This window comes from Microcoleus sp. T3_D1 (assembly GCF_036700405.1).
Lineage (GTDB): Bacteria > Cyanobacteriota > Cyanobacteriia > Cyanobacteriales > Microcoleaceae > Microcoleus.
In genome coordinates, this window is the sequence record NZ_JAUBOV010000010.1 from 1 (window position 1) to 19,334 (window position 19,334).

17 protein-coding genes and 1 tRNA gene are annotated in these 19,334 nt (G+C 44.1%); 6 read left to right on the plus strand and 12 right to left on the minus strand.

The window, feature by feature from the left end; all coding sequences use genetic code 11:
* Positions 1-260: 260 nt before the first annotated feature.
* From QT992_RS07135 to QT992_RS07150, 4 genes are all read left to right on the plus strand, one after another.
* Positions 261-443, plus strand: coding sequence for a hypothetical protein (locus QT992_RS07135; RefSeq protein ID WP_333320418.1), 183 nt, complete (start codon positions 261-263; stop codon positions 441-443).
* 3 nt (positions 444-446) lie between these two features.
* A complete protein-coding gene (locus QT992_RS07140) occupies positions 447-617 on the plus strand; it encodes a hypothetical protein (protein WP_333376745.1) in 171 nt (56 codons plus the stop codon).
* 91 nt (positions 618-708) lie between these two features.
* Positions 709-2,211: an ATP-binding protein gene (locus tag QT992_RS07145; protein ID WP_333340722.1), complete on the plus strand. Its 1,503-nt coding sequence runs from the start codon at positions 709-711 to the stop codon at positions 2,209-2,211.
* A gap of 124 nt (positions 2,212-2,335) precedes the next feature.
* Positions 2,336-3,424, plus strand: coding sequence for a response regulator (locus QT992_RS07150; protein ID WP_333340719.1), 1,089 nt, complete (start codon positions 2,336-2,338; stop codon positions 3,422-3,424).
* Positions 3,425-3,624: 200 nt separating this feature from the next.
* Here the strand turns inward: QT992_RS07150 and QT992_RS07155 are convergent, their stop codons facing one another.
* The 5 genes from QT992_RS07155 to QT992_RS07175 form a co-directional block, all read right to left on the minus strand.
* On the minus strand, positions 3,625-6,231 hold the full coding sequence (locus tag QT992_RS07155) for a PAS domain S-box protein (RefSeq protein ID WP_333340716.1): 2,607 nt from the start codon (positions 6,229-6,231) through the stop codon (positions 3,625-3,627).
* Entirely contained in the window at positions 6,228-6,623 is a 396-nt protein-coding gene (locus tag QT992_RS07160) for a response regulator (protein WP_333320428.1), read from the minus strand. The genes QT992_RS07155 and QT992_RS07160 overlap by 4 nt, the downstream gene beginning before the upstream one ends.
* A 127-nt stretch (positions 6,624-6,750) precedes the next feature.
* Positions 6,751-8,187, minus strand: a complete 1,437-nt coding sequence (locus tag QT992_RS07165; RefSeq protein WP_333320429.1) for a response regulator — start codon at positions 8,185-8,187, stop codon at positions 6,751-6,753.
* Positions 8,180-11,047 (minus strand): ATP-binding protein, encoded by a 2,868-nt coding sequence (locus QT992_RS07170; RefSeq protein ID WP_333340712.1) that lies wholly within the window; start codon positions 11,045-11,047, stop codon positions 8,180-8,182. Before QT992_RS07170 ends, QT992_RS07165 begins: the two co-directional genes overlap by 8 nt.
* Positions 11,048-11,134: 87 nt before the next feature.
* Positions 11,135-11,329 (minus strand): hypothetical protein, encoded by a 195-nt coding sequence (locus tag QT992_RS07175; RefSeq protein ID WP_333320432.1) that lies wholly within the window; start codon positions 11,327-11,329, stop codon positions 11,135-11,137.
* An 86-nt stretch (positions 11,330-11,415) separates the two neighbouring features.
* On the opposite strand from QT992_RS07175, the gene QT992_RS07180 reads away from it, so the two are divergent.
* Positions 11,416-11,488: transfer RNA gene (locus QT992_RS07180), tRNA-Arg, on the plus strand.
* Positions 11,489-11,935: 447 nt separating this feature from the next.
* Here the strand turns inward: QT992_RS07180 and QT992_RS07185 are convergent.
* Both QT992_RS07185 and QT992_RS07190 read right to left on the minus strand, forming a co-directional pair.
* The gene (locus tag QT992_RS07185; RefSeq protein WP_333340708.1) at positions 11,936-13,465 is read right to left on the minus strand and encodes a diguanylate cyclase domain-containing protein; all 1,530 of its coding nucleotides are present in this window, start codon (positions 13,463-13,465) and stop codon (positions 11,936-11,938) included.
* A 92-nt stretch (positions 13,466-13,557) separates the two neighbouring features.
* Positions 13,558-14,373 carry an alpha/beta hydrolase gene (locus QT992_RS07190; RefSeq protein WP_333376747.1) on the minus strand — a complete coding sequence of 272 codons (816 nt, stop codon included), beginning with the start codon at positions 14,371-14,373 and terminating at the stop codon, positions 13,558-13,560.
* A 107-nt stretch (positions 14,374-14,480) separates the two neighbouring features.
* Here QT992_RS07190 and QT992_RS07195 point away from each other — a divergent pair, with 107 nt between their 5' ends.
* The gene (locus QT992_RS07195; RefSeq protein ID WP_333320438.1) at positions 14,481-14,741 is read left to right on the plus strand and encodes a hypothetical protein; all 261 of its coding nucleotides are present in this window, start codon (positions 14,481-14,483) and stop codon (positions 14,739-14,741) included.
* Here the strand turns inward: QT992_RS07195 and QT992_RS33560 are convergent.
* The 5 genes from QT992_RS33560 to QT992_RS07215 all read right to left on the minus strand — a co-directional run bounded on the left by QT992_RS33560 (position 14,666) and on the right by QT992_RS07215 (position 18,995).
* Positions 14,666-14,830, minus strand: a complete 165-nt coding sequence (locus tag QT992_RS33560; RefSeq protein WP_445251164.1) for an EAL domain-containing protein — start codon at positions 14,828-14,830, stop codon at positions 14,666-14,668. The two genes, QT992_RS07195 and QT992_RS33560, sit on opposite strands and share 76 nt — an antisense overlap.
* A 124-nt stretch (positions 14,831-14,954) precedes the next feature.
* Positions 14,955-15,197, minus strand: coding sequence for a hypothetical protein (locus QT992_RS07200; RefSeq protein WP_333320440.1), 243 nt, complete (start codon positions 15,195-15,197; stop codon positions 14,955-14,957).
* Positions 15,198-15,646: 449 nt separating this feature from the next.
* A complete protein-coding gene (kaiC, locus tag QT992_RS07205) occupies positions 15,647-17,209 on the minus strand; it encodes a circadian clock protein KaiC (protein WP_333284233.1) in 1,563 nt (520 codons plus the stop codon).
* A 347-nt stretch (positions 17,210-17,556) separates the two neighbouring features.
* Positions 17,557-17,871 (minus strand): circadian clock protein KaiB, encoded by a 315-nt coding sequence (kaiB, locus tag QT992_RS07210; protein ID WP_236503428.1) that lies wholly within the window; start codon positions 17,869-17,871, stop codon positions 17,557-17,559.
* 188 nt (positions 17,872-18,059) lie between these two features.
* Positions 18,060-18,995 (minus strand): circadian clock protein KaiA, encoded by a 936-nt coding sequence (locus QT992_RS07215; protein ID WP_333320442.1) that lies wholly within the window; start codon positions 18,993-18,995, stop codon positions 18,060-18,062.
* Positions 18,996-19,334: the final 339 nt, after the last annotated feature.

Below are 19,334 nucleotides of genomic sequence, written 5' to 3' on the forward strand. Positions count from 1 at the left end.
CGTCCCGCCCGTCCTTTTTGGACGGGCGGGACGCCCATCCCACAATAACAATTAAAATTGTAAGTTATTTAATTCGCTATCCTAAGTTGCTCAGCGAGGCTGAATGGGCTTTAGAAAAGCTGGCGAGCCGCCAAGTTTTAAAAATTTGCATAAGAGTATAAAATATGGTAGAGCAATCCTTGCAGGAGTCGTAAAAAGATGTAGGGGTAGTGCTAGCCCTACTCCCCGTGCCTACCCCGGCCTCATGGGGGCAACCGGGCGTGGGTATTGCCCATACAAGAATTACACAAATGATTGAGGATGGCTATATTAGCAATAAATTTAGTGAAAAAAGAAGGCTTGTCTTTTCGCGTTTTCCTCCCGATTTAATTCTGCTTGACTTGATTTTACCCAAAAACAAAGCTTGGGAAATATTGATAGAAATCAACTCAGCACTCAAGTGAAAAATGATTCCCGTGGTAATTATGACAACCTCAGCAGCCGATGAAGAGATCCTCAAGTTTGATGCCCTGTCAGCCCGGTGCTACATCACTAAGCTTATCGATTTTAGTCAAGTCGCTAAGCTGGTGAGATGGATTGAGGATTGGTGGCTGGTGGTGGTGACAGTTCCCAAATAATAATTTTCAAGTTGAAAATGGTAAGGGAAAGCAAAAAAGTTTAACCTAAGATTGGTAGAGTAAAAATTTTACAGTCAAAAACGTCTAAGCTATGTGGATTAAGATTCTGTTAGTAGAAGACAATCCTGCTGATGCTGATTTGCTTGCAGAACTGTTAGAAGTATCTGTGGGCGTCCAGTGGGAACTGGTGTCTGTTGAGTTCCTGCATGAGGCGATCGCACAACTGTGTAAACAACCCTTTGATGTAGTTTTGCTCGACCTTTCTTTGCCCGACAGCCGCGGTTTGGAAACGCTAACTCGCCTGCGAGAAGTGGCTCCTGATGTGCCAATGGTGGTAATGACAGGCTTGGACGATGAGGCGATCGCCCTAGAAGCAGTTCGCTTGGGAGCTCAAGACTATATTGTTAAAGGTCAAATTACTACTCAATTATTAGTGCGGACGATCCGCTACGCGATCGAACGATCTCAAACATTTCAAATGCTGCGGGAAAGCGAACGCCGCTTTCGGGCGATTTTTGACTCTTCGTTTCAGCTAACCAAGCTGCTGACTCCCGCAGGAATTGTGCTGGAAGTGAACGAGACAGCCCTCGATTTTGCCGGATTGCGATCGGAGGGTATTGTGGGCCGCCCGATTTGGGAAATGGCGATTTGGGCCCAGTCGCCACAGGTTTCCGAACAATTGCAATCGGCGATCGGCAAAGCAAGTCGCGGCGAGTTTTTCCGCAGCGAAATCGACTTGTTAGGCAAAAGTGGCCAAATTATGACAGTTGATTTCTCGCTGAAACCTGTTAAAAATGAGACAGGACAAGTTTTGCTGCTGATTGCGGAAGCCCGTGACATTAGCGATCGCAAACGAGCAGAAGCGGAAATTCTCAAAGCCCTCGCACGAGAAAAGGAACTTTCACAACTGCGAGCTAAATTTGTCACAATGGTTTCCCACGAGTTCCGCACACCTTTGACAACCATCCAATTTTCCGCTGGATTGCTGCAAGATTACAGTTCTCAGTGGCCCCAAGATAAAAAATCTACTCATTTTGTGCGGATTCAATTAGCAATTAAACGCATGACAGAGTTATTAGAAGATATCCTCGTAATTGGCAAAATCGAAGCCAATACCTTGCAGTTTCAACCGGTTTCCTTAAACCTCGAAAAATTTTGCCGTCAACTGGTAGAAGAGCAGCAGCTCAACGACAGCAACCAACACCCGATCGCCTTTCAATATGAAGGCGGCAACTGCGATGCTCAAATGGATGAAAAACTGCTGCAGCAAATCTTGGGAAATGTCCTCTCAAATGCCATCAAATATTCCCCCGTCGGCAGTACAGTTTCCTTGCACCTCAACTGTCAAAACAAAGAAGCTGTTTTCCAAGTTCAAGACCAGGGCATCGGCATTCCCCAAGCCGATCGAGAGCGGATATTAGAAACTTTTTACCGATCTCCCAATGTCGGCACTATTTCGGGAACAGGTCTCGGTTTAGCAATTGTGAAGAGGGCTGTGGAACTTCACGGCGGCCAACTCGCGATCGACAGTCAAGAAGGAAAAGGCACAACTTTCACTATTACCTTGCCTCTAATTTGCCCTCCCAGTCAATAACAACTGAATTATCAACTATACATATCCGCGATTTAACGATTAATTAAGCGCATAACCCACCAACTTATCAAGTGTCTGAACCCAGATTTTTCCAACAAACTACTAACTAAAAGGAGCTATCACCGTGGCTAAGATTTTGGTAATAGAAGACGAAGAAGCGATTAGAGAGAATATTTTAGAGTTGCTGGAAGCCGAGAATTTTGAAGGAATAGGAGCGATTAACGGCAAAGTCGGCATCAAATTGGCGATCGAAAAAATCCCGGATTTAATTTTGTGCGACATGATGATGCCGGAAGTAGACGGTCACGGCGTCATCAGAGCTTTGCGCTCCGAACCCTTGACTGCCACAATTCCGTTTATTTTCCTCACAGCCAAAGCCGATAAAGTTGACGTTCGCACGGGCATGGAACTGGGAGCTGACGATTACATTACTAAGCCCTGTACGCCGCAAGAACTGCTAAAAGCCATTGCTATTAGACTGGAAAAACAAAAAACAATTAGCCGACAATCTCAAAAGACGCTAGACGAATTACGCACTAATATTAGTATGTCGCTGCCCCACGAATTGCGGACTCCTTTGAATGCAATTCTGGGTTTTTCTGAGTTAATTCTGTCAGAATATCAGGTTCTGGAGGAATCAGATATCTTAGAGATGATCGGTCAAATTCACACTTCCGGTCATCGCTTGTATCGGCTGATTCAGAACTTTTTGCTGTATGCAGAACTGGAGATAGCAGCCACAAATCCCGAAGTGCTAAAGGAGATGCGAAACAGCGAATTTAGCTGTGTAAAATCTTTGCTGAGTCAAAAAGCGCGGCAGCAAGCAAAACACGCGAATAGAACAGACGATTTACAATTAAACTTGCAAGATTCGTCGGTAGCGATTGATTCTGTCAGACTCGCAAAAATTGTTGAAGAACTATTGGACAATGCCTTCAAATTTTCTTTAGAAGGAACGCCTGTTTTATTAAGCAGTTTCGTCGAAAATCAGACTTTTATTCTGTCTGTCAAAGACCAAGGCCGCGGTCTGACTACCGATCAGATTGCACAGCTAGAAGCTTACAGGCAGTTCGATCGCAAACTTTACCAACAAGCAGGTTTGGGATTGGGCTTGGCTATTGTTCAACGCCTTGTAGAATTGCACGGAGGAGAATTTAAAATAGAAAGCTTGCCGCAGCAAGAAACCATAGTTTGCGTTTCCCTGCCTGTCTAAACAATGATTATTCCATTTTCCAAAAAGAATACAACTCTAGGCAAACTCCCAACCCTTATGGCATAAGTCATTCCCAATTCTCAAATCTCAACTCTAAAATGGTATTATTAGGACTTACGCAATCATCCCAGGTATGGGGGCAACCACGGGGTGTTTGCCCCTACAAAACACTATATATTGAGGCTGTGCGTAAGTCCTGATTATGGAGGAGCGATCGCTCCTTTCAGACACCGCTGCATATAAATTTGAGCTACCTTATCATTAGGGTTGATTTCCAAGCAGGCCGAAAACAATCTTATAGCTTCGCCACAGTTGTCACTATAGTAGAGTACCAAAGCTTGCTCAAAGATTGTCTTTGTCTCTAACTTTTTCTGTCGTAACTCTGGCGGATCGGCCGCAAATACTTCATAAACTGTTACCATTCGCGATTTGCCTTTAACTGCTACGCGATCGATCAACCTCAAATCATAAATATCGTTCAAGTGTATAAAAGTATTGTGAGTAATTAACATCGAAACTCCATACTCTTTCGTCAAACTTTCCACGCGGGAGGCTAAGTTTACCGCATCGCTAATCACCGTGCTGTCCATCCGACTTTGGCCGCCAACCGTGCCTAACATCAAAGAACCCGTATTGATTCCTATGCCAATTTGCAGCGGCGGGCGATCGGGTCGATTGCGACTAATATTATACTCGTTAAGCTGTTCTAGCATTGCAATTCCAGCTTTCACAGCATCGTCCGCACTGCCATTAAACAGCGCCATAATCGCATCGCCAATGTATTTATCAATAAAACCAAAATTCCCAGTAATTGCCGGTTCCATTCGCGACAAATAACCATTAATAAATTTAAAATTCTCTTCGGGATTCATCGTTTCAGAAAGAGAAGTGAAATCGCGAATATCTGAAAACAGCACCGACATTTCTTTCTGCACCTGATCGCCTAATTTGACTTCCAGAATACTTTCATATCCCAGAAAGTGGAGAAATTGGTGCGGTACAAACCGGCCGTAAGCATCTGTTAATTTTTCTTCCGCTGCTAAAGCTTTTTCCAAATCGTCTGTGAATTGGCGGCGCTCGGTTTCTACCTCTAGACGTTCCGTGATGTCTTGAAAAGCGGCGAGCGCGTAAACTATGTTTTTCCGTTCGTCGTAGATTGGAGTCGCCCAAACCTCGATCGGCACAATCCGATCCGACCCACGAATTTCTAGATCGTCCATACGCACAAATTCTCCCCGCAACGCCCGAACAATCGGTTGGCTATCCCTCGGGTACAATTGATTAGTTCCAGCGTCGTAAAAATGATAAGCTTCAGGAAATTGGTCAGTATCCCCATCAAAAATTAAACCTTGGGCTAGTATCCTTTCGCCCCAAGAATTCATGTAAAAAGGTTGACCATTACCCTCCACAACAAATATTCCCACCGGCATCGCTTCGAGGAATTGAGTCAATCGGCTTTCGTTTTCTGACAGTGCCTCGTTTAACTTTTCTTCGGCTGCCAAAGCTTTTTCTAAATCAGTAGTAAACCTGATTCGTTCCACTTCCACCTCTCTTTGCAAACTAATATCCTTAGCAAAACCCTGATAGTAAAGCACTTCACCGTTAGCATCATAAACTGTGCGCGCATACTCAGAAATCCAGATAATGCTGCCATCTCGACAGTAAACCTGAGACTCAAACTCACACAGAGTACCGTGCTGTTTCATGAGCGCCAGAAACTGTTGACGGCGGTTCGGTTCCACGTACAATTGCTGCTGAATATCATGAATACTTTCTATCAGTTCTGACGGGGAATCGTAGCCGTACATTTCCGCCAGAGCAGGATTCGCACTGATAAATAGTCCGTCCGGCGTCGTCTGAAAAATACCTTCGAGAGCATTTTCAAATAGGCCGCGATACTTCTCTTCAGCTTGAATTAGCGCGGCTTCAGCTTGCTTGCGTTCAGTTATGTCACTAAAAGCAATAATCGCAGAGGAAATGTCGCCGGTAGAATCATAAATAGGAGTTGCCCAACTCTCTACAGGAATAATCTTGTCGCCCGTCCGAATTTCTACACCCTCAGTCCGCACATTTTCGCCCCGAAGCGCCCGCATAATTGGCAATTCTTCCACGGGGCATCTTTGATTAGTTCCGGCTTTATAGAATTGATAAATTGCTGCTTTCTGCTCCGAATTAATAGGCGGCACACTGCCTTTGCCAAATACCTCCCGTGCCTTCTGATTTGCGTAAAAAGATTGACCGTTCGCATCAAGCACGCACACCCCTAACGGCATAGCTTCCAGGTATTGCGTCAACCGACTTTCGTTTTCGTGGAGTTGGGCAATCAGGATCGCTTGCTGGCGATTTAATTTTGCCAGCTCCTGATTCATCTCCTGAAGTTCTCTTTGTTTTTCAGCTAATTGTTTATCTTGAAAATATCTGTATATTGCCTCAGTCACAGTTAATTTTAAGTCATCACTTTGCCAAGGCTTAGATATGTATCGGTACAACTTAGCATAGTTAATAGCATTGGCTACCGCCTCCAAATCCGCCTGCCCCGTCAGCATAATCTTGAGAGTGTTCGGCGAGAGGGCATGAACGTTTCTTAAGAGTTCATCTCCTTTCATATTAGGCATGATATGGTCGGAAATAACCACAGGAACTTCATACTGTTCTGCTAAAAGTTCTGCCAGCAGCTCTAAAGCTTCTTCGCCGCTTTGGGCCGTTTCAATTAAATATTTATCTTCAAAGGCTCTTAGCAGGTCTATTTCCAGACTATCGAGTATAGTCTGCTCATCATCGACACAAATAATGACTGGTTTTTTCATAAATTTGCTAGACCAGACTTAATCGCTGCAATTAATTCTTGACTTTGCCAAGGTTTTTGTATAAAAGCATGAAGATTGGCTTGATTTTTTGCTCGTTCGATTGCTTCTTTGTCTGCTTGTCCCGTCAGCATCACTTTCACAATTTGCGGATATTTGTGATGGATTTTAATCAGCAACTCATCTCCTTTCATTCCGGGCATCAACCAATCAGAGACAATCACTAGAATCTTAACCTCAGCTTCATATAGCTCTTCAATAATCTCCAGGGCTTCGGCAGCACTTTCAGCAAATTCGCAAAGATATTTACCGTTAAATGCCTGTTGCAGTTCAATTTCCAGACTTTCCAACACCCCTAATTCATCGTCAACACACAAAATTGCTGGTTTAGACATCGCTAGTTTCCTTCTTTAGTTTGGGAGGGTGAACCCCGATGGGTAAGCACACCGTTTTCCAACTTCTACATTCCGCGCGGGTAGACGGCAAATTTTTAGCCCCCGACTTCACTCAGGGGCGCTTTACCTACTCTGTTAAATTAATCGGCAAAGACACTGTAAATGCAGTTTTACCGGGTACCGACTCCACATCAATTTGACCCTGATGTTTTTCAATTATTTTTTTGACAATATCCAATCCCAACCCGCTGCCTTCTCCTGCAGGTTTTGTAGTAAAAAACGGCTCAAAGATTTTCGGAATAATCTCTGGTTGAATCCCCTTACCGCTGTCAATAATTTTTACCAAGACGCTGGTATCTTGCTGTACCGCGTCAATTGTTAAAGTTCCGTGATTGTCCATCGCTTGTAAGGCATTGTGAATTAAATTTGTCCAAACTTGATTGAGTTCGTCGGGATAACACAGTACCGCCGGCAATTGAGCTTGATAGTTTCTGACGACTTCCACACCCTGCTTGATTTGGTTTTGATAAAGAGTTAATACAGTTTCAATTCCCTCCGTAATATTCACCTGTATTTTTTCTCCATTTACATCGTAACGCGCATAATTCTTCAGAGCAAAGACGACTTTTGCGGCCCGTTCAGTAGCGGTAGCGATGGTTCGGGCGCTTCTGTGAATGCTAGCAAAGTCGTAGGCCGTTTTTATAATATTTTCGCTGTCCGGGTCTTTGAGCAACGGCCAGAATTCTTGCAGATTTTCCTGCAATCCGATATTGACTAAAATGCTAGCAAGGCTGTCAGCATTTTCAATCCCTTCAGACTCTAGTTGCTGCTTCACGCCTTTTTTCAATCCCCGTTTTTCTCGCGTAGATAAAGAGTAAGTTTGTTTGCTGGAACTGTACATCAAACTCACGAAATCCTGCTGGCGTTCGGTTGATAGTTCTTTAAAAAAAACTGGCAAACTTTCAAGATTATTATCCAAAAAGCTGGTAATATTGCCAATAGACGATCGAATCGCCCCCAACGGCGTATTAATTTCGTGAGCAATGCCCGCAATCAGTTGCCCTAATGCCGCCATTTTTTCTGATTGCACTAATTGATTCTGAGTAGCTTGCAGTTGGTGTAAAGTAACTGTAAGTTCATTGTTTTTCTGTTGGAGTTTTTTTCGCAACTGGCACATTGCTAAATGGGTTTCTACCCTCACTAGAACCTCTTCCACCTGAAAGGGCTTGGTAATATAATCTACCCCGCCCACAGCAAAGGCTTTGACCTTATCTAGTACGTCATTAATCGCGCTAATAAAAATCACCGGGATGTCGCAAGTTCGTTGATCGGCTTTGATTTTTTCGCAAACTTCATATCCATTCATTTCGGGCATCATAATATCCAGCAAAATCAAATCGGGAGGCATACCTTTTGCCGCCGAAAGCGCTAAATCGCCGCTAGGTACGGGGCGCACTTTATAGCCCTTGCCATTCAAAATTCCGGCTAGCAGCCGCAAATTAGCTGGGGTGTCGTCAACTACTAAAATATTACCGCGATCGGTGCTAGGAATGTCGTTATTCATGGGATATTGCTTCCGAGATTAAATTTAAAACTTTGTCGTACTCAAAATTTTCTATACAATTTGCGATCGCACCTGCCGTTACTGCATCCTTTAATCGAATTTGCTCGATAAAGGTATCAATTAAATCCATATCTGCATTCAGTATTGCTAGCTTTAAACCAGCTACCAGTGAATCAGGCAATTTCACGAAATCAGCCGCACTCATAGCGCGATCGCTCTCTTTGATTGCCGATAAATTAGTTTGACCAGGCTCTTCATAAATATAGCGCACTCCGATATGTTTGTGCATAGCATCAAAAATATCGGCTTCCCGGAAAGGCTTCCTCATAAAAGCATCGCAGCCCGCCGATAAAATAACTGCCCGTTCTTCCTCCAAAACGCTCGCTGTCAGCGCAATAATCGCAGTAGCTTGACCTTTAATAGTGCTTTTAATGTATTGCGTAGCTTCGTAGCCGTCCATCACAGGCATTCTCATGTCCATCCAAATTAGATGCGGTTCCCAACTATCCCAAATCTCAATAGCTTCTTGGCCGTTATTAGCTTCTTTTAGTTCAACACCCAGAGGATGGAGGATTTTAATTAACAATTGGCGATTTAGCGGTTTGTCGTCTACTATCAAAATTCGATAGGTGTGTTGGTTGGGTGCCAGGGCAATAACATTGCGGATCGGTTTTGCGATTTCAATATCTGGCGCATCCACCGCAACAATGTGAATGTCAAACTTAAAATTAGTTCCCTTGCCAACAGCAGAACAAACGGTCATTTCGCCGCCCATTAATTCCACAAATTTGCGGCTGATTGGCAATCCCAATCCTGTACCTTCTTGCGAATCTTTGCCTGTCTTGGTTTGCACGAAAGGTTCAAAAATATCGTCTAATTCATTGGTAGCAATACCGGGCCCAGTATCCTCGACTTCAAAATGAAGGAAGAAGGAAGAGGTAGAAGCTGAATCGTCATTTTGGGTGGCAATGACCTGGTTGTTCGACGGACTGAATTGAGATATTTTGATACCATTAATCGCGGAATTTTCCGTAGTTTTTGATACTTCCGAGCGATCGAATTTGCCCCCTTCTGCCTGCTGATTTCTGTCTGAGGACTGCTTGCTAACTCTCACCCAGACACCGCCCTCCTCGGTAAATTTAAGAGAGTTATTGAGCAGATTAATTAAGATTTGCCGCAATTTTACATCGTCAGCTTTTATGTATTGTGGCACTTCGGGAATGCGCTCAAAAACTAACTGCAGGTGCTTGTCATCGGCTTTGATTTGAAACATATCTTCCAAGTCGTTTAGCAGGCGATAGAGGTCTAATTTTTTGGGATTTAGGGTGGTTCGCCCCGATTCAATTTTAGATAAATCGAGCACGTTATTAATCAGGGTGAGCAGGTGTTCTCCGCTGCTGCTAATTATGCTAATATTTTCTTGATGTTCTGGGGATAGAGTTTGGCTGCGAGTCATCAGTTGGGAAAAACCGAGAATTGCATTGAGAGGCGATCGCAATTCGTGGCTCATGTTAGCAAGAAAGGTGCTTTTAGCTTGATTCGCTACTTCCGCTTTGTCTTTAGCTACAGCCAATTCTGCCGTCCGCTCTTGCACTCGCTGTTCTAAAGTTTCAAAAGATTGTTGCAGTTGTTGAGCCATGCTGTTAAATGACTTGGCTAATTCCCCCAATTCGTCAGAACGTTCGCTTTCTACTGTTTTGTCCCATTCACCTTTAGCAATACTTTTGGCTGCTGTATTTAAGCTCAAAATAGGATTGGTCACCCACTGAGAAGTCAGAATGCCGATCGCCACAGCTACTGCTAAAGCTGCGAAACAAAGCAAAACCGCTGTGTGGGTATTGGCATCGATTTCTTTGGTAAAATCTGCTTCGGGAACAACTACGACAATCAGCCAGTCTAAACCTTTGCCGTCTTGGAACGGCAGGACTTTTAAAAATTGTCGCTTGTCATCTATTTCAAAGCTCAATAACTCGGGTTTTTTAATTTGGTCTAATTTTTTAAACTTGGCAGTCAAATATTTAGCTGTCGCTTGAGTAATAGGGTTGCTGCTTTCTTCCATTTTAAACAATTGTCTTTCATTACGTTTAGTACGAAACGGTTTTTCTGTTGTGGAAGTTGCTAACAAAGTACCCTGGCGATCCACAATAAATGTTTGACCGGATTTGCCCACTTTGAGACTGTTGAGAAATCTTCCAATATGGTCGAGACGCAAAGCAGCAAATAATACTCCTTCTAGCTGCTTTCTGTCGCTGTATACGGGTTGGAGAGCACTGATAAGTAATGTCGGTTCTAGTAAGGAAACATAAACCGAACTCCAAGTGGGTTTTCCGACTTTTACGGCTTTTTGGTACGCAGGATGTTGCCGATTATCATAGTTTTTGACAATGGTGGTAACTGTAGTGCGATCGCCTCGATCGTTCGTATTGTAAGAATTAAAATTTAACCCAGTAGATGTTTCTATCACATTCATCGTTCGGGAGCCGTTAGAAAGTTGTTCACCGGATCTATAATCTCCCTTCTCGTTGCCAACGGAGGTAAAATTGATATATGGATATAATTGTACTTGTCGCAAAAGATATTTCTCCCAAGCTGATAAGTTTTCCATCTTTAACAAGCCGAGCTGGACAGCATCCAGCTTGGTTTGATTGATTTGATGGGGAGTTGTCAGGTAAACTTGCAGGTTTTGCTCGACACGCAAACTCACCTCGCTCATTAACTGACTGGCTAGGTTATTAACTGCTTTTTGTCCGTTTCTAAAAGACAGATATCCTACGAGTCCCACGGCTCCCACGATTTGCAGTATAAATGGAACTATGAGAACAGTTCGCAGGGGTAATTTGTCTAAAATTTTAGAAACCATAAGATTGAGGGGTTTGGTGAACTTAGTCTAGAACCGTATTTGCACAACCGGTCTTAACAGCAGCCGCATTTATTTACTGCCCATTAGCTAGAGGGAATTGATGCGGGCTATTTTAGCTGTGGTAGAGGCTCGACCGCGATCGAATGTGAACCTCATGTTTGCTCGATTAAAGTCTATTATTTTACCCATTGTCGTATTATTGTTACCGTTTAGGTAGAAGTTGCAGTCTCTGGCTTCGAGAACAGCCTGATATTCGATCGCGCGGGCGAGTTTAACCCGCATGGCTCAAGCGGTTTGGAGGACGGCCAGGAAATTTGCGATCGGCACTCGCCATTTTCCGCAAGACGTGTTATACTGTAGAAAGTCGAGGGCACGTAGCTCAGTGGATAGAGCATCAGGTTCCGGTCCTGAGGGTCGGGGGTTCAAATCCCTCCGTGCTCATTTTATATGTCTTTTGTGGAGTAAGGGTTTCAGGTTAATTGTATTACCGAGCGTCCTATTTTCCGCTCAAATTTCGCTCCCATCTGTTCCAAGTATCTCCAAAATCACCTCCATATCTGCCAAGTTTGCGCCGGACTTTTTACGTCTGGTCTTCAACTGGTTGAGCAAGTCGGCTGGCTCTGGAAAATCTGCGACGGTCGGAGCCGAGTTTTTAATTTCCCTCCGTGCTCATTTAAATTTATACAATGACCACGAATTTCAAAGGTGGTACCCGCCACGTGATTTATCCGTGGGATCAATCCAAAATCGCAAATCGAAAATCACTTATTGCCCCCGCATTTATCTCGCGCAAGTCAATCTAAAATCTAAAATCTAAAATCTAAAATCGATTGACTGATTTTGAGAGAGCGAGAACAAATTTTTGTCCTCGGTCTCAATTATTGTGATTTAAGCGTCAGTGTCAAAAATCGAATCGCCGCTGTAGTCGCAGGTTGCGGACTGATTCCGCCCCTGTTCCTTAGCACGGTAAAGTGCACGATCGGCGATCGCAATCAAGTCAGCCGATGATAGTTCCGAAATCGGAATCAAGTTGGCGATACCCATACTAATAGTAACTACATCGCTCACATCAGAGGTTTTGTGAGGAATATGTAAAGCTTGAATAGCAGCGTGAATCCGTTGGGCCACCGAACTCGCTCCTTCAATATCAGTATTCGGCAAAATGATGGCAAATTCTTCCCCGCCGTAACGCGCCACCAAATCCGCCGGACGGTAGACCACTTCTTGCACAGTCTGAGCAAGTTTGAACAGACAACTATCCCCCATTTGATGACCGTAGCAATCATTATAGCGTTTGAAATAATCCACATCAAACAACAAAAGAGAAATAGGTTTTTGTTCCCGGTATAGCCGCTGCCATTCATGCTCTAACCTGTCATTAAAACAGCGGCGATTAGCAATTTGAGTCAACCCATCAATATTTACCACTTGTTCTAAGAGATGAGTAGCGCGGGCTAGTTCTTCGTTAGAGAGTGCCAGTTGTTGATTGATTTCTCTCATGCGCGCTTGGGCCTGCTGCCTTTCTGCCAATTCCTTCTGCAACTTCTGAAAAATATCCGCTTGTTTAATGGCGATCGCTAACTGATTAGCAATCTGTTTAACAAGGTCAATCTCCAATTCTTCCCATTGCCGAGGAGCCGAACATTGATGAATACATAACAACCCCCACAAATCTTGTCCATTGAGCAGCGGCGCAACTAAATTAGCCCGAACCGGAAATTGTTTCCAAAGAGCGCGGTAACAGTGTTGAAGGTCAATATTATTGATATCTTCAACTACCTGCATTCTCCATTCTTGATATGAATCAGGATATGGTTCACCACCACACGGGTCGTTAAATTGATTTTTGCTTACCAATTTACATCCTTCGCCTACGGATTCTGAAACAAACTCACCATATCCAAAATTACTATCAGGATCTAACTTAAATATGCCGACGCGCTCCGCATCAAGAAACAGGCGAATCTCATGGGAAGCAATCTCAAAAATTGTAGACAAATCAAGAGAGTGACGGATGTGTTGAGTAATCTCTTGAAGTAATATCGCCTTGTCGTACTGTTTCCGCAGGGCGATTTCCGCTTGCTTTTGGGCGAGAGTAGCTGCCTCGGCTGCTTTTTTTGCTTTAATAATTTCACCTTCGTAGAGGATACGCTGGCGGATACAGAGTAAGATGCAATCGTTGACGAAGCTTCCTCCCTTCTCCCGACGCACAGCGTTGATCAGCATGGGTATATCACTACCCTGCTTCGACCTTAATGAGAAGTAAATTTCCTCTACTTTACCGTGGAGCTTCAACAGGGGGAAGAAATGGGTTTGACAGAAAATCCGGCTGGCGATCGGCAGAATGAATTCCATTTTCCGTTCCCGCAGTTCATCGGTTTCGTATCCGAGTAATTGCAGTAATGTGGCGTTGACCATTAGGATCGTACCATCGTCAGCAAACGAGAGGAATCCACAGGGTGACGTGTTTAGTAGCTCGTCTATCTGGTAGGTCATGTTTGCCATACAAATCAGGTAGTATGAGGTGCACTCAAATACTCCTTAATCATCTCGATCGTCTCTTGTGGATGACTCATGTGCGGGCAATGTCCCGTAGCTTTCATCAGCCGTAGCGTACTTTTAGGCAGGTGGCGGTGGAGATAATGCCCTACCTCGGTGGGAGCTACCATGTCCTCACTACATTGCAATATCAGTGAAGGTACTGAGGCCTTCGGTAAATCACTGCGATTGTCAGAGTAAAAAGTCACCTCGGCAAAGCGACTTGCAACCACCGGATCGGTGGAACAAAAACTTGCCTCAAGTTCCTCACTTAACTCAGGACGCTCCTCATTCTGCATTACCATTGGCGCCATAAAGCTTGCCCAACCAATGTAATTTTTCTCCATGATATCGAGGAGATCCTCAATATCTTTGCGAGCAAACCCTCCGTAATAATTTGGTAAATCATTCATGTAGCAGGGTGAAGGCCCTACGAAAATCAGGCGATTAAAGTAATTAGGAGCTTGAATAGAGGACAGAAGGCCGATCATACTGCTGACAGAATGGCCGACAAAAATCACCTCAGTCAATGCCAATTCTTCACAGATATCGAGGACATCCTGAACATAGCCATTGAGGTCGCTGTACCGTTCAGGACTGTAGGCACTAATGTCAGACTGTCCCGAACCTACATAATCAAATAGGATGATTTTGTAGTTTTTCTCGAAGGCCGGTGTTACGAAACGCCACATATTTTGATCGCACCCAAATCCATGAGCAAACATCATGGTCTGGGTGCCTTGTCCAAACAATTTTATATTATTCCGTAAGAAAATTTTTTCAGTCATTTGAGCGATACGAGCATTAAATTGATTATAAGACTTTTGCGCGCTGTTATGAGGGAGGATTGCTTATCCCAAAGAGTGGTAGACAACTATTCAGGATGTCGGATTAATTGAGTGGCAACCTCAGCACTGACAGGCTGGCTAAACATATAACGCTGCCCGATTTCACAGCCGATGCTTGTAACTATTGCCATTGCGCTGGGGTTTCAATTCCTTCGGCAATTGCGATCGGATTTAAGCCATCGGCCATTGCAACTAGGGCTTTGGCAATTGAGCCAGCGATCGGATCGCTGGCTCAATCCCGCACAAATAAGCGAGTAAATTTGAGCGACTTCACGGGAACATTTTTCAGATTGTTAAAAGCAGCATAGCGAGTCTCAAAATCCTCGACAAAAATCCCCATACCATGCTCCGATAATTGGCTCAAAAGATTGTACGTAATGTCAACATTAAGCATCATTGCCGTTCCCGTAATCTATAGCTAGACATATTTCGGTTTCTTTTCGGTGCGCTCAACAATGCGATCGCTCTTAGCGATTAAAGTCGGTTGGGTGAGTTGACGTGCCGACAGATTCACCGCAATCTTAAGAAGAATTAGTCCTGCTGCTAGCCACTGCTGATATTGCCAGCAAGCTTGCTCTAAAACCCATTTGCTCTTCGGGCAAAATCAATCCAGTTTTTTCGGCGAGGGGAATACATCGATGGCGATGAATCCAACCTCGTTCAGGAGAATGCCCTCCTACTATAACTTTAACACCAGCAAGGCTACCTGTTTGCCAATATAGCTGAGGTTGATCGTACAGCAAGTATTGGCTTTCAAAGCACAATTCCAGAGATTTGCGATGCCAAGGTAATGATTTTTGATACTAAAATTAGTCTTAATATTTTTGTAAAGGCAATCCCCCGTGGTTCCGCTAATCTAGGAGTAGTAGGGATAGGCACGACGCGGCACTAAGCTGCTAGGCCAGAAAGATTTTCTGGTATGTTCTAGAATCGGATTGGGACAGAATTTGATTGATGATTTGTGAGAGGTCATTGAAATATACAATTTAGAGAGACAAAAGCTTACCCCTAGATTTTTACCACACCCTATTTAGTGGGATTGCTATAGCAAAAGGCGCTGATGAAGAAGGCAATAAAAGCTCATATTTCAGCACTTAAGAACATCCCAAACATTGTCGCGGTTGCTATAAATGTTCACAAAGTCCTCAAATTAAAAAAGTTGGGTTTCCTCGCTCAACCCAACCTACTTTTAACGACCAATCACTGCTAACTCTCAAATATCCTCATCGTCTTCACCTTGCACACCCTGGAGAATCCGGGATAGCTCACTCTTCTCATTAATCGTAATCCGACTAGGAGAACCGCTGATAATCCGTTCGTAACCACTGAACGAATCTTTAATTTGTGGGCCTCTTTCAGTAATCGTGTATTCTCGAATTCCTTTGTCGTGCCACGAACCGCGCATCTTAAACACATTAATTGCCCGCGACATTTCTCCTCGAATCTCTACATACTGCAGCATGATAATCGTGTCAGTAATCGTAGAAATATGAGAGTCCGTAATCGAATGAGCACCCATAAACTGGTCGCTTGTATTTGTGAAAAACCCGGTTATTTCTTCCTGCTTCGCAAAACCTGTCACTCCGATCACAAATTGCCTGAAAGCATTATTGCTGACACCCCTAGCTAACGCCGACAGCGAGTCTATAGCAATTCGAGAAGGTTTGAACTCAGCAATTTCTGATTTAATACTCTGCAAGTGGTCTTCCAAACCCGCCGATTCCGGGTAAGTGCACAGCAGCTTCAGCAGTCCTTTCTCTTCCATTTCCTCAAAATCAATGCCCCAAGAATAAGCATTGCGGAACAACTGAGCCCGCGACTCTTCATAGGCAAAAAGCAGCGCCCGATTGCCGTTCATACAAGCATTCTGCAAGAACTTGCTCACCAACAGCGTTTTGCCGGTTCCCGTTGCACCCGTAGCCAAAATAATTGAGTCTTTGAAGAAGCCGCCACCGCACATCTCGTCGAGAGTTTTATCGCCCGAAGAAACCCGCACGTTTGAAGACTTTTGAGTTAATCGCATCGCCCCCAATGGGAAAATATTAATTCCGTCATTAGTCATAGTAAAAGGATATTCGCCCTTCATGTGAGTTGTACCGCGCAACTTCAAAATTTCGATGGTGCGGCGGCGGCGTTCTCCTTCCAATACATTGCGAACAATCACCACATTATCCGACACAAACTCTTCCACCCCAAACCGAGCCACCGGGCCGTATTCTTCCACCCGTTCCGTAGTCATAACTGTAGTTGCTCCGACTTGTTTGAGGCGGGCAACTAAGCGAAAAATTTCTCGGCGCACCACCGATGCAGCATCGTACTGCTGAAATACGGCGGTAACAGAATCTATAGAAACCCGCTTGGCTTTGTATTTGCGAATGGCGTACTGAATTCGCTCGATTAAGGCTGATAAATCAAAATTTCCTACGATATCTTGACCTTCCGGATCGGGGGAAGCGTCCAAAATAAATAGCTTGCCTTCCTCGATTAACTGTGCCAGATCCCAACCGAAACTGCAAGCATTTTTAATAATATCTGTCGGAGATTCTTCAAAAGTTACGAACACTCCCGCTTCGTCAAAATGGGTAATTCCATTATAGAGAAATTGTACGGCAAATAAAGTTTTTCCCGTTCCTGACGTGCCGCTGACTAGGGTGGTTCTGCCGAGTGGCATTCCGCCGTGACTGATGTCATCGAAACCCTCAATCATCGTGCGAATTTTTTCAACTCCTGGCGTTACCAATCCTTTTCGTTGAACCGTTTGACTAATTTCATTCATGTCGATTTTTGTCAACTCTCAGTATTCTTTAGTTGTCACTCATTAACCGCGGATCGTGAGTCTTTGTACCCAGCTTTTAGTTTTGGCTCTTGCTCAATAACTAATGACTGCTGACTGCTGACTAATGACCCCCCCCAAAAACCGATACCGTGCGACGTACTCCTGTTGTGGAAAGATAAAAATTTTAGACTTTTGTTCAACCTCCCAGATTCATCTGTTGAGTAAACCTAAAATCTAAAATCGTTCGACGATCGCGGGACTCGACGCTTCGACGCTCGCCCTCGCCGAACGTTTGACGCCAAACCGAAGTCTCAAATCTAAAATTGACTGACTCTTACCTGATTATCTTATGAATTCATGTCTTCTTCGCGAAGTTCTTCATAGAGCAAATCTAATCCTATCAGAACTTTCTCGCGATCGGACAAATCGCCAATAATTTTTCGCACCGGCGGCGGCAGGATTTTTGCCAGCGTCGGGGTTGCCAATATTTTGTCCTCTTCTGCTAGCTGAGGATTTTTGAGAACATCTATGACTTTCAGCGCGTAGACTCCTTGAAATTCTTGTTCTAGGATGTCCTTTAGGGTTTTCAAAGCTCGCACTGAGTTGGGAGTATTCCCCGCAACGTACAGCTTCAGAACGTAGGTTTTCTTCAGAGGACTCATGAACTTTTTAAAATGTTGAGTATTAGTTGTCAGATGTTAGTTGTAGTTGTTATTTGTCAAAAATCCGCTGTTCTTTGTTATTTTATAATAATTGCTGCCTCGCGCTCGCGCGGCCGTTGGTCGGCTCCTTTCTTTTTTGTTAGATTCTACCTTCTACCTTTTCTTTCTTAAATTATGCCGAATCCCTGCTACATTCTACCTTGAGATGTCTCTTTCGGAATCGATCGCCGATACATCTCGCACATATGAGCGATCGCGTCAATCAGGGTCAAGCGGTAATCAAGCAATATTTCCTCGCTGCGGCCTTCTAATTTTAGCTGTTTAGCAAACTCGTCCATCAATTCCATGTGAATTTCTACAATTTGAGTCACGGGAACGTCAGCAAAAAAAGCCAAATTCACAAATTCATCTATTTGATTGTTGACCGCAGCATCTTGAGAAAAATAATTCAAAACGATGCCGCGATAACTAGACTTGAGTTGCTCCAAAAACTTTTGCTTCTCTGGGCCCGACAGATTTCTCAAAAAAATCTGGGAATTTCTTTTATAATACACACCTAAGTATCCTAATCGCTCCCGTAATTTTTCCGCCAGCCGCCGCTGCTGTCGGCTGAGCAAACTTTGAGCAGTCAATTGGGCTGTCGCATCAACCGTTACGGATTGGTAATTGACAGGAACCGGAGTTGAAAGTTTCAGAAAGTGTGCGATCGCCCGATCGATACCGGCAGCTATTTCGCTCGATCGAGAGATTGCCAGTTGCACCTCAGCAGGGTGATAAAAAAAAGCACAGCTTTCGTCTTGACTCTTGTTAGCGGTACTGGCTGCAGCCTCAAAACCATCTGAATATGGTGCTTCGGGCCTGCCATCTACCGGCGCGTGAGGCGAAAAAATTACAGCAGGCAAAAAGAGCGATCGTTCTTGCAGCTTGCCCAGAAGCGATCGCAGATCCCCATCCACCTCCAAAACCAAACAATCAAGGTGATAATGGTGCTTAAGGAACCCCAAAAGCTCCACTGCCGACTTAATGTGCGTTAAAGTATAGCGTTCGGCTCTCAAAAGCTCGATCGCAGAGGCTGCGATTTCCTCAGAGCGGACAAAAATACCGATAGACAGTTGAGGAAGCAAAGCTGTAGGTGTACCACCTAAGTTGCCTGAAAGTGCTGGATCGCTCAGAGTTGATATCTCCTTTACAAAAAACTTAACATTTTAACAATCATCTCAACATTTATTTTAACCAATCTTAACCGCAAAATAAGTGATGCGCTTCTAGCAGAGGAAGAATCAAAGTCTACTCCGTGGTTTTTGTGTCAAGCACCCTGAGCGTGATTTCTGCAATTAAGCTTAAGCCTTAAAATAATTGCTAGTCGCCTCAAATCAGGAGTAGGCATCGAACTCCCCGGTCTCGGTGCAGATACCGAGCCTGATAGCGAACTGATATAAAACAAATAAGATACAGAAATTCGC

What these genes read in the sequence shown, in the direction of transcription:
- QT992_RS07140 (WP_333376745.1), top strand. Translation starts at nt 447, where the DNA reads ATGATTCCCGTGGTAATTATGACAACCTCAGCAGCCGATGAAGAGATC.
- QT992_RS07145 (WP_333340722.1), top strand. Translation starts at nt 709, where the DNA reads ATGTGGATTAAGATTCTGTTAGTAGAAGACAATCCTGCTGATGCTGAT.
- QT992_RS07155 (WP_333340716.1), bottom strand. Translation starts at nt 6,231, where the DNA reads ATGAAAAAACCAGTCATTATTTGTGTCGATGATGAGCAGACTATACTC.
- QT992_RS07160 (WP_333320428.1), bottom strand. Translation starts at nt 6,623, where the DNA reads ATGTCTAAACCAGCAATTTTGTGTGTTGACGATGAATTAGGGGTGTTG.
- QT992_RS07165 (WP_333320429.1), bottom strand. Translation starts at nt 8,187, where the DNA reads ATGAATAACGACATTCCTAGCACCGATCGCGGTAATATTTTAGTAGTT.
- QT992_RS07170 (WP_333340712.1), bottom strand. Translation starts at nt 11,047, where the DNA reads ATGGTTTCTAAAATTTTAGACAAATTACCCCTGCGAACTGTTCTCATA.
- QT992_RS07175 (WP_333320432.1), bottom strand. Translation starts at nt 11,329, where the DNA reads ATGCGGGTTAAACTCGCCCGCGCGATCGAATATCAGGCTGTTCTCGAA.
- QT992_RS07185 (WP_333340708.1), bottom strand. Translation starts at nt 13,465, where the DNA reads ATGGTCAACGCCACATTACTGCAATTACTCGGATACGAAACCGATGAA.
- QT992_RS07190 (WP_333376747.1), bottom strand. Translation starts at nt 14,373, where the DNA reads ATGACTGAAAAAATTTTCTTACGGAATAATATAAAATTGTTTGGACAA.
- QT992_RS33560 (WP_445251164.1), bottom strand. Translation starts at nt 14,830, where the DNA reads ATGATGCTTAATGTTGACATTACGTACAATCTTTTGAGCCAATTATCG.
- kaiC (WP_333284233.1), bottom strand. Translation starts at nt 17,209, where the DNA reads ATGAATGAAATTAGTCAAACGGTTCAACGAAAAGGATTGGTAACGCCA.
- kaiB (WP_236503428.1), bottom strand. Translation starts at nt 17,871, where the DNA reads ATGAGTCCTCTGAAGAAAACCTACGTTCTGAAGCTGTACGTTGCGGGG.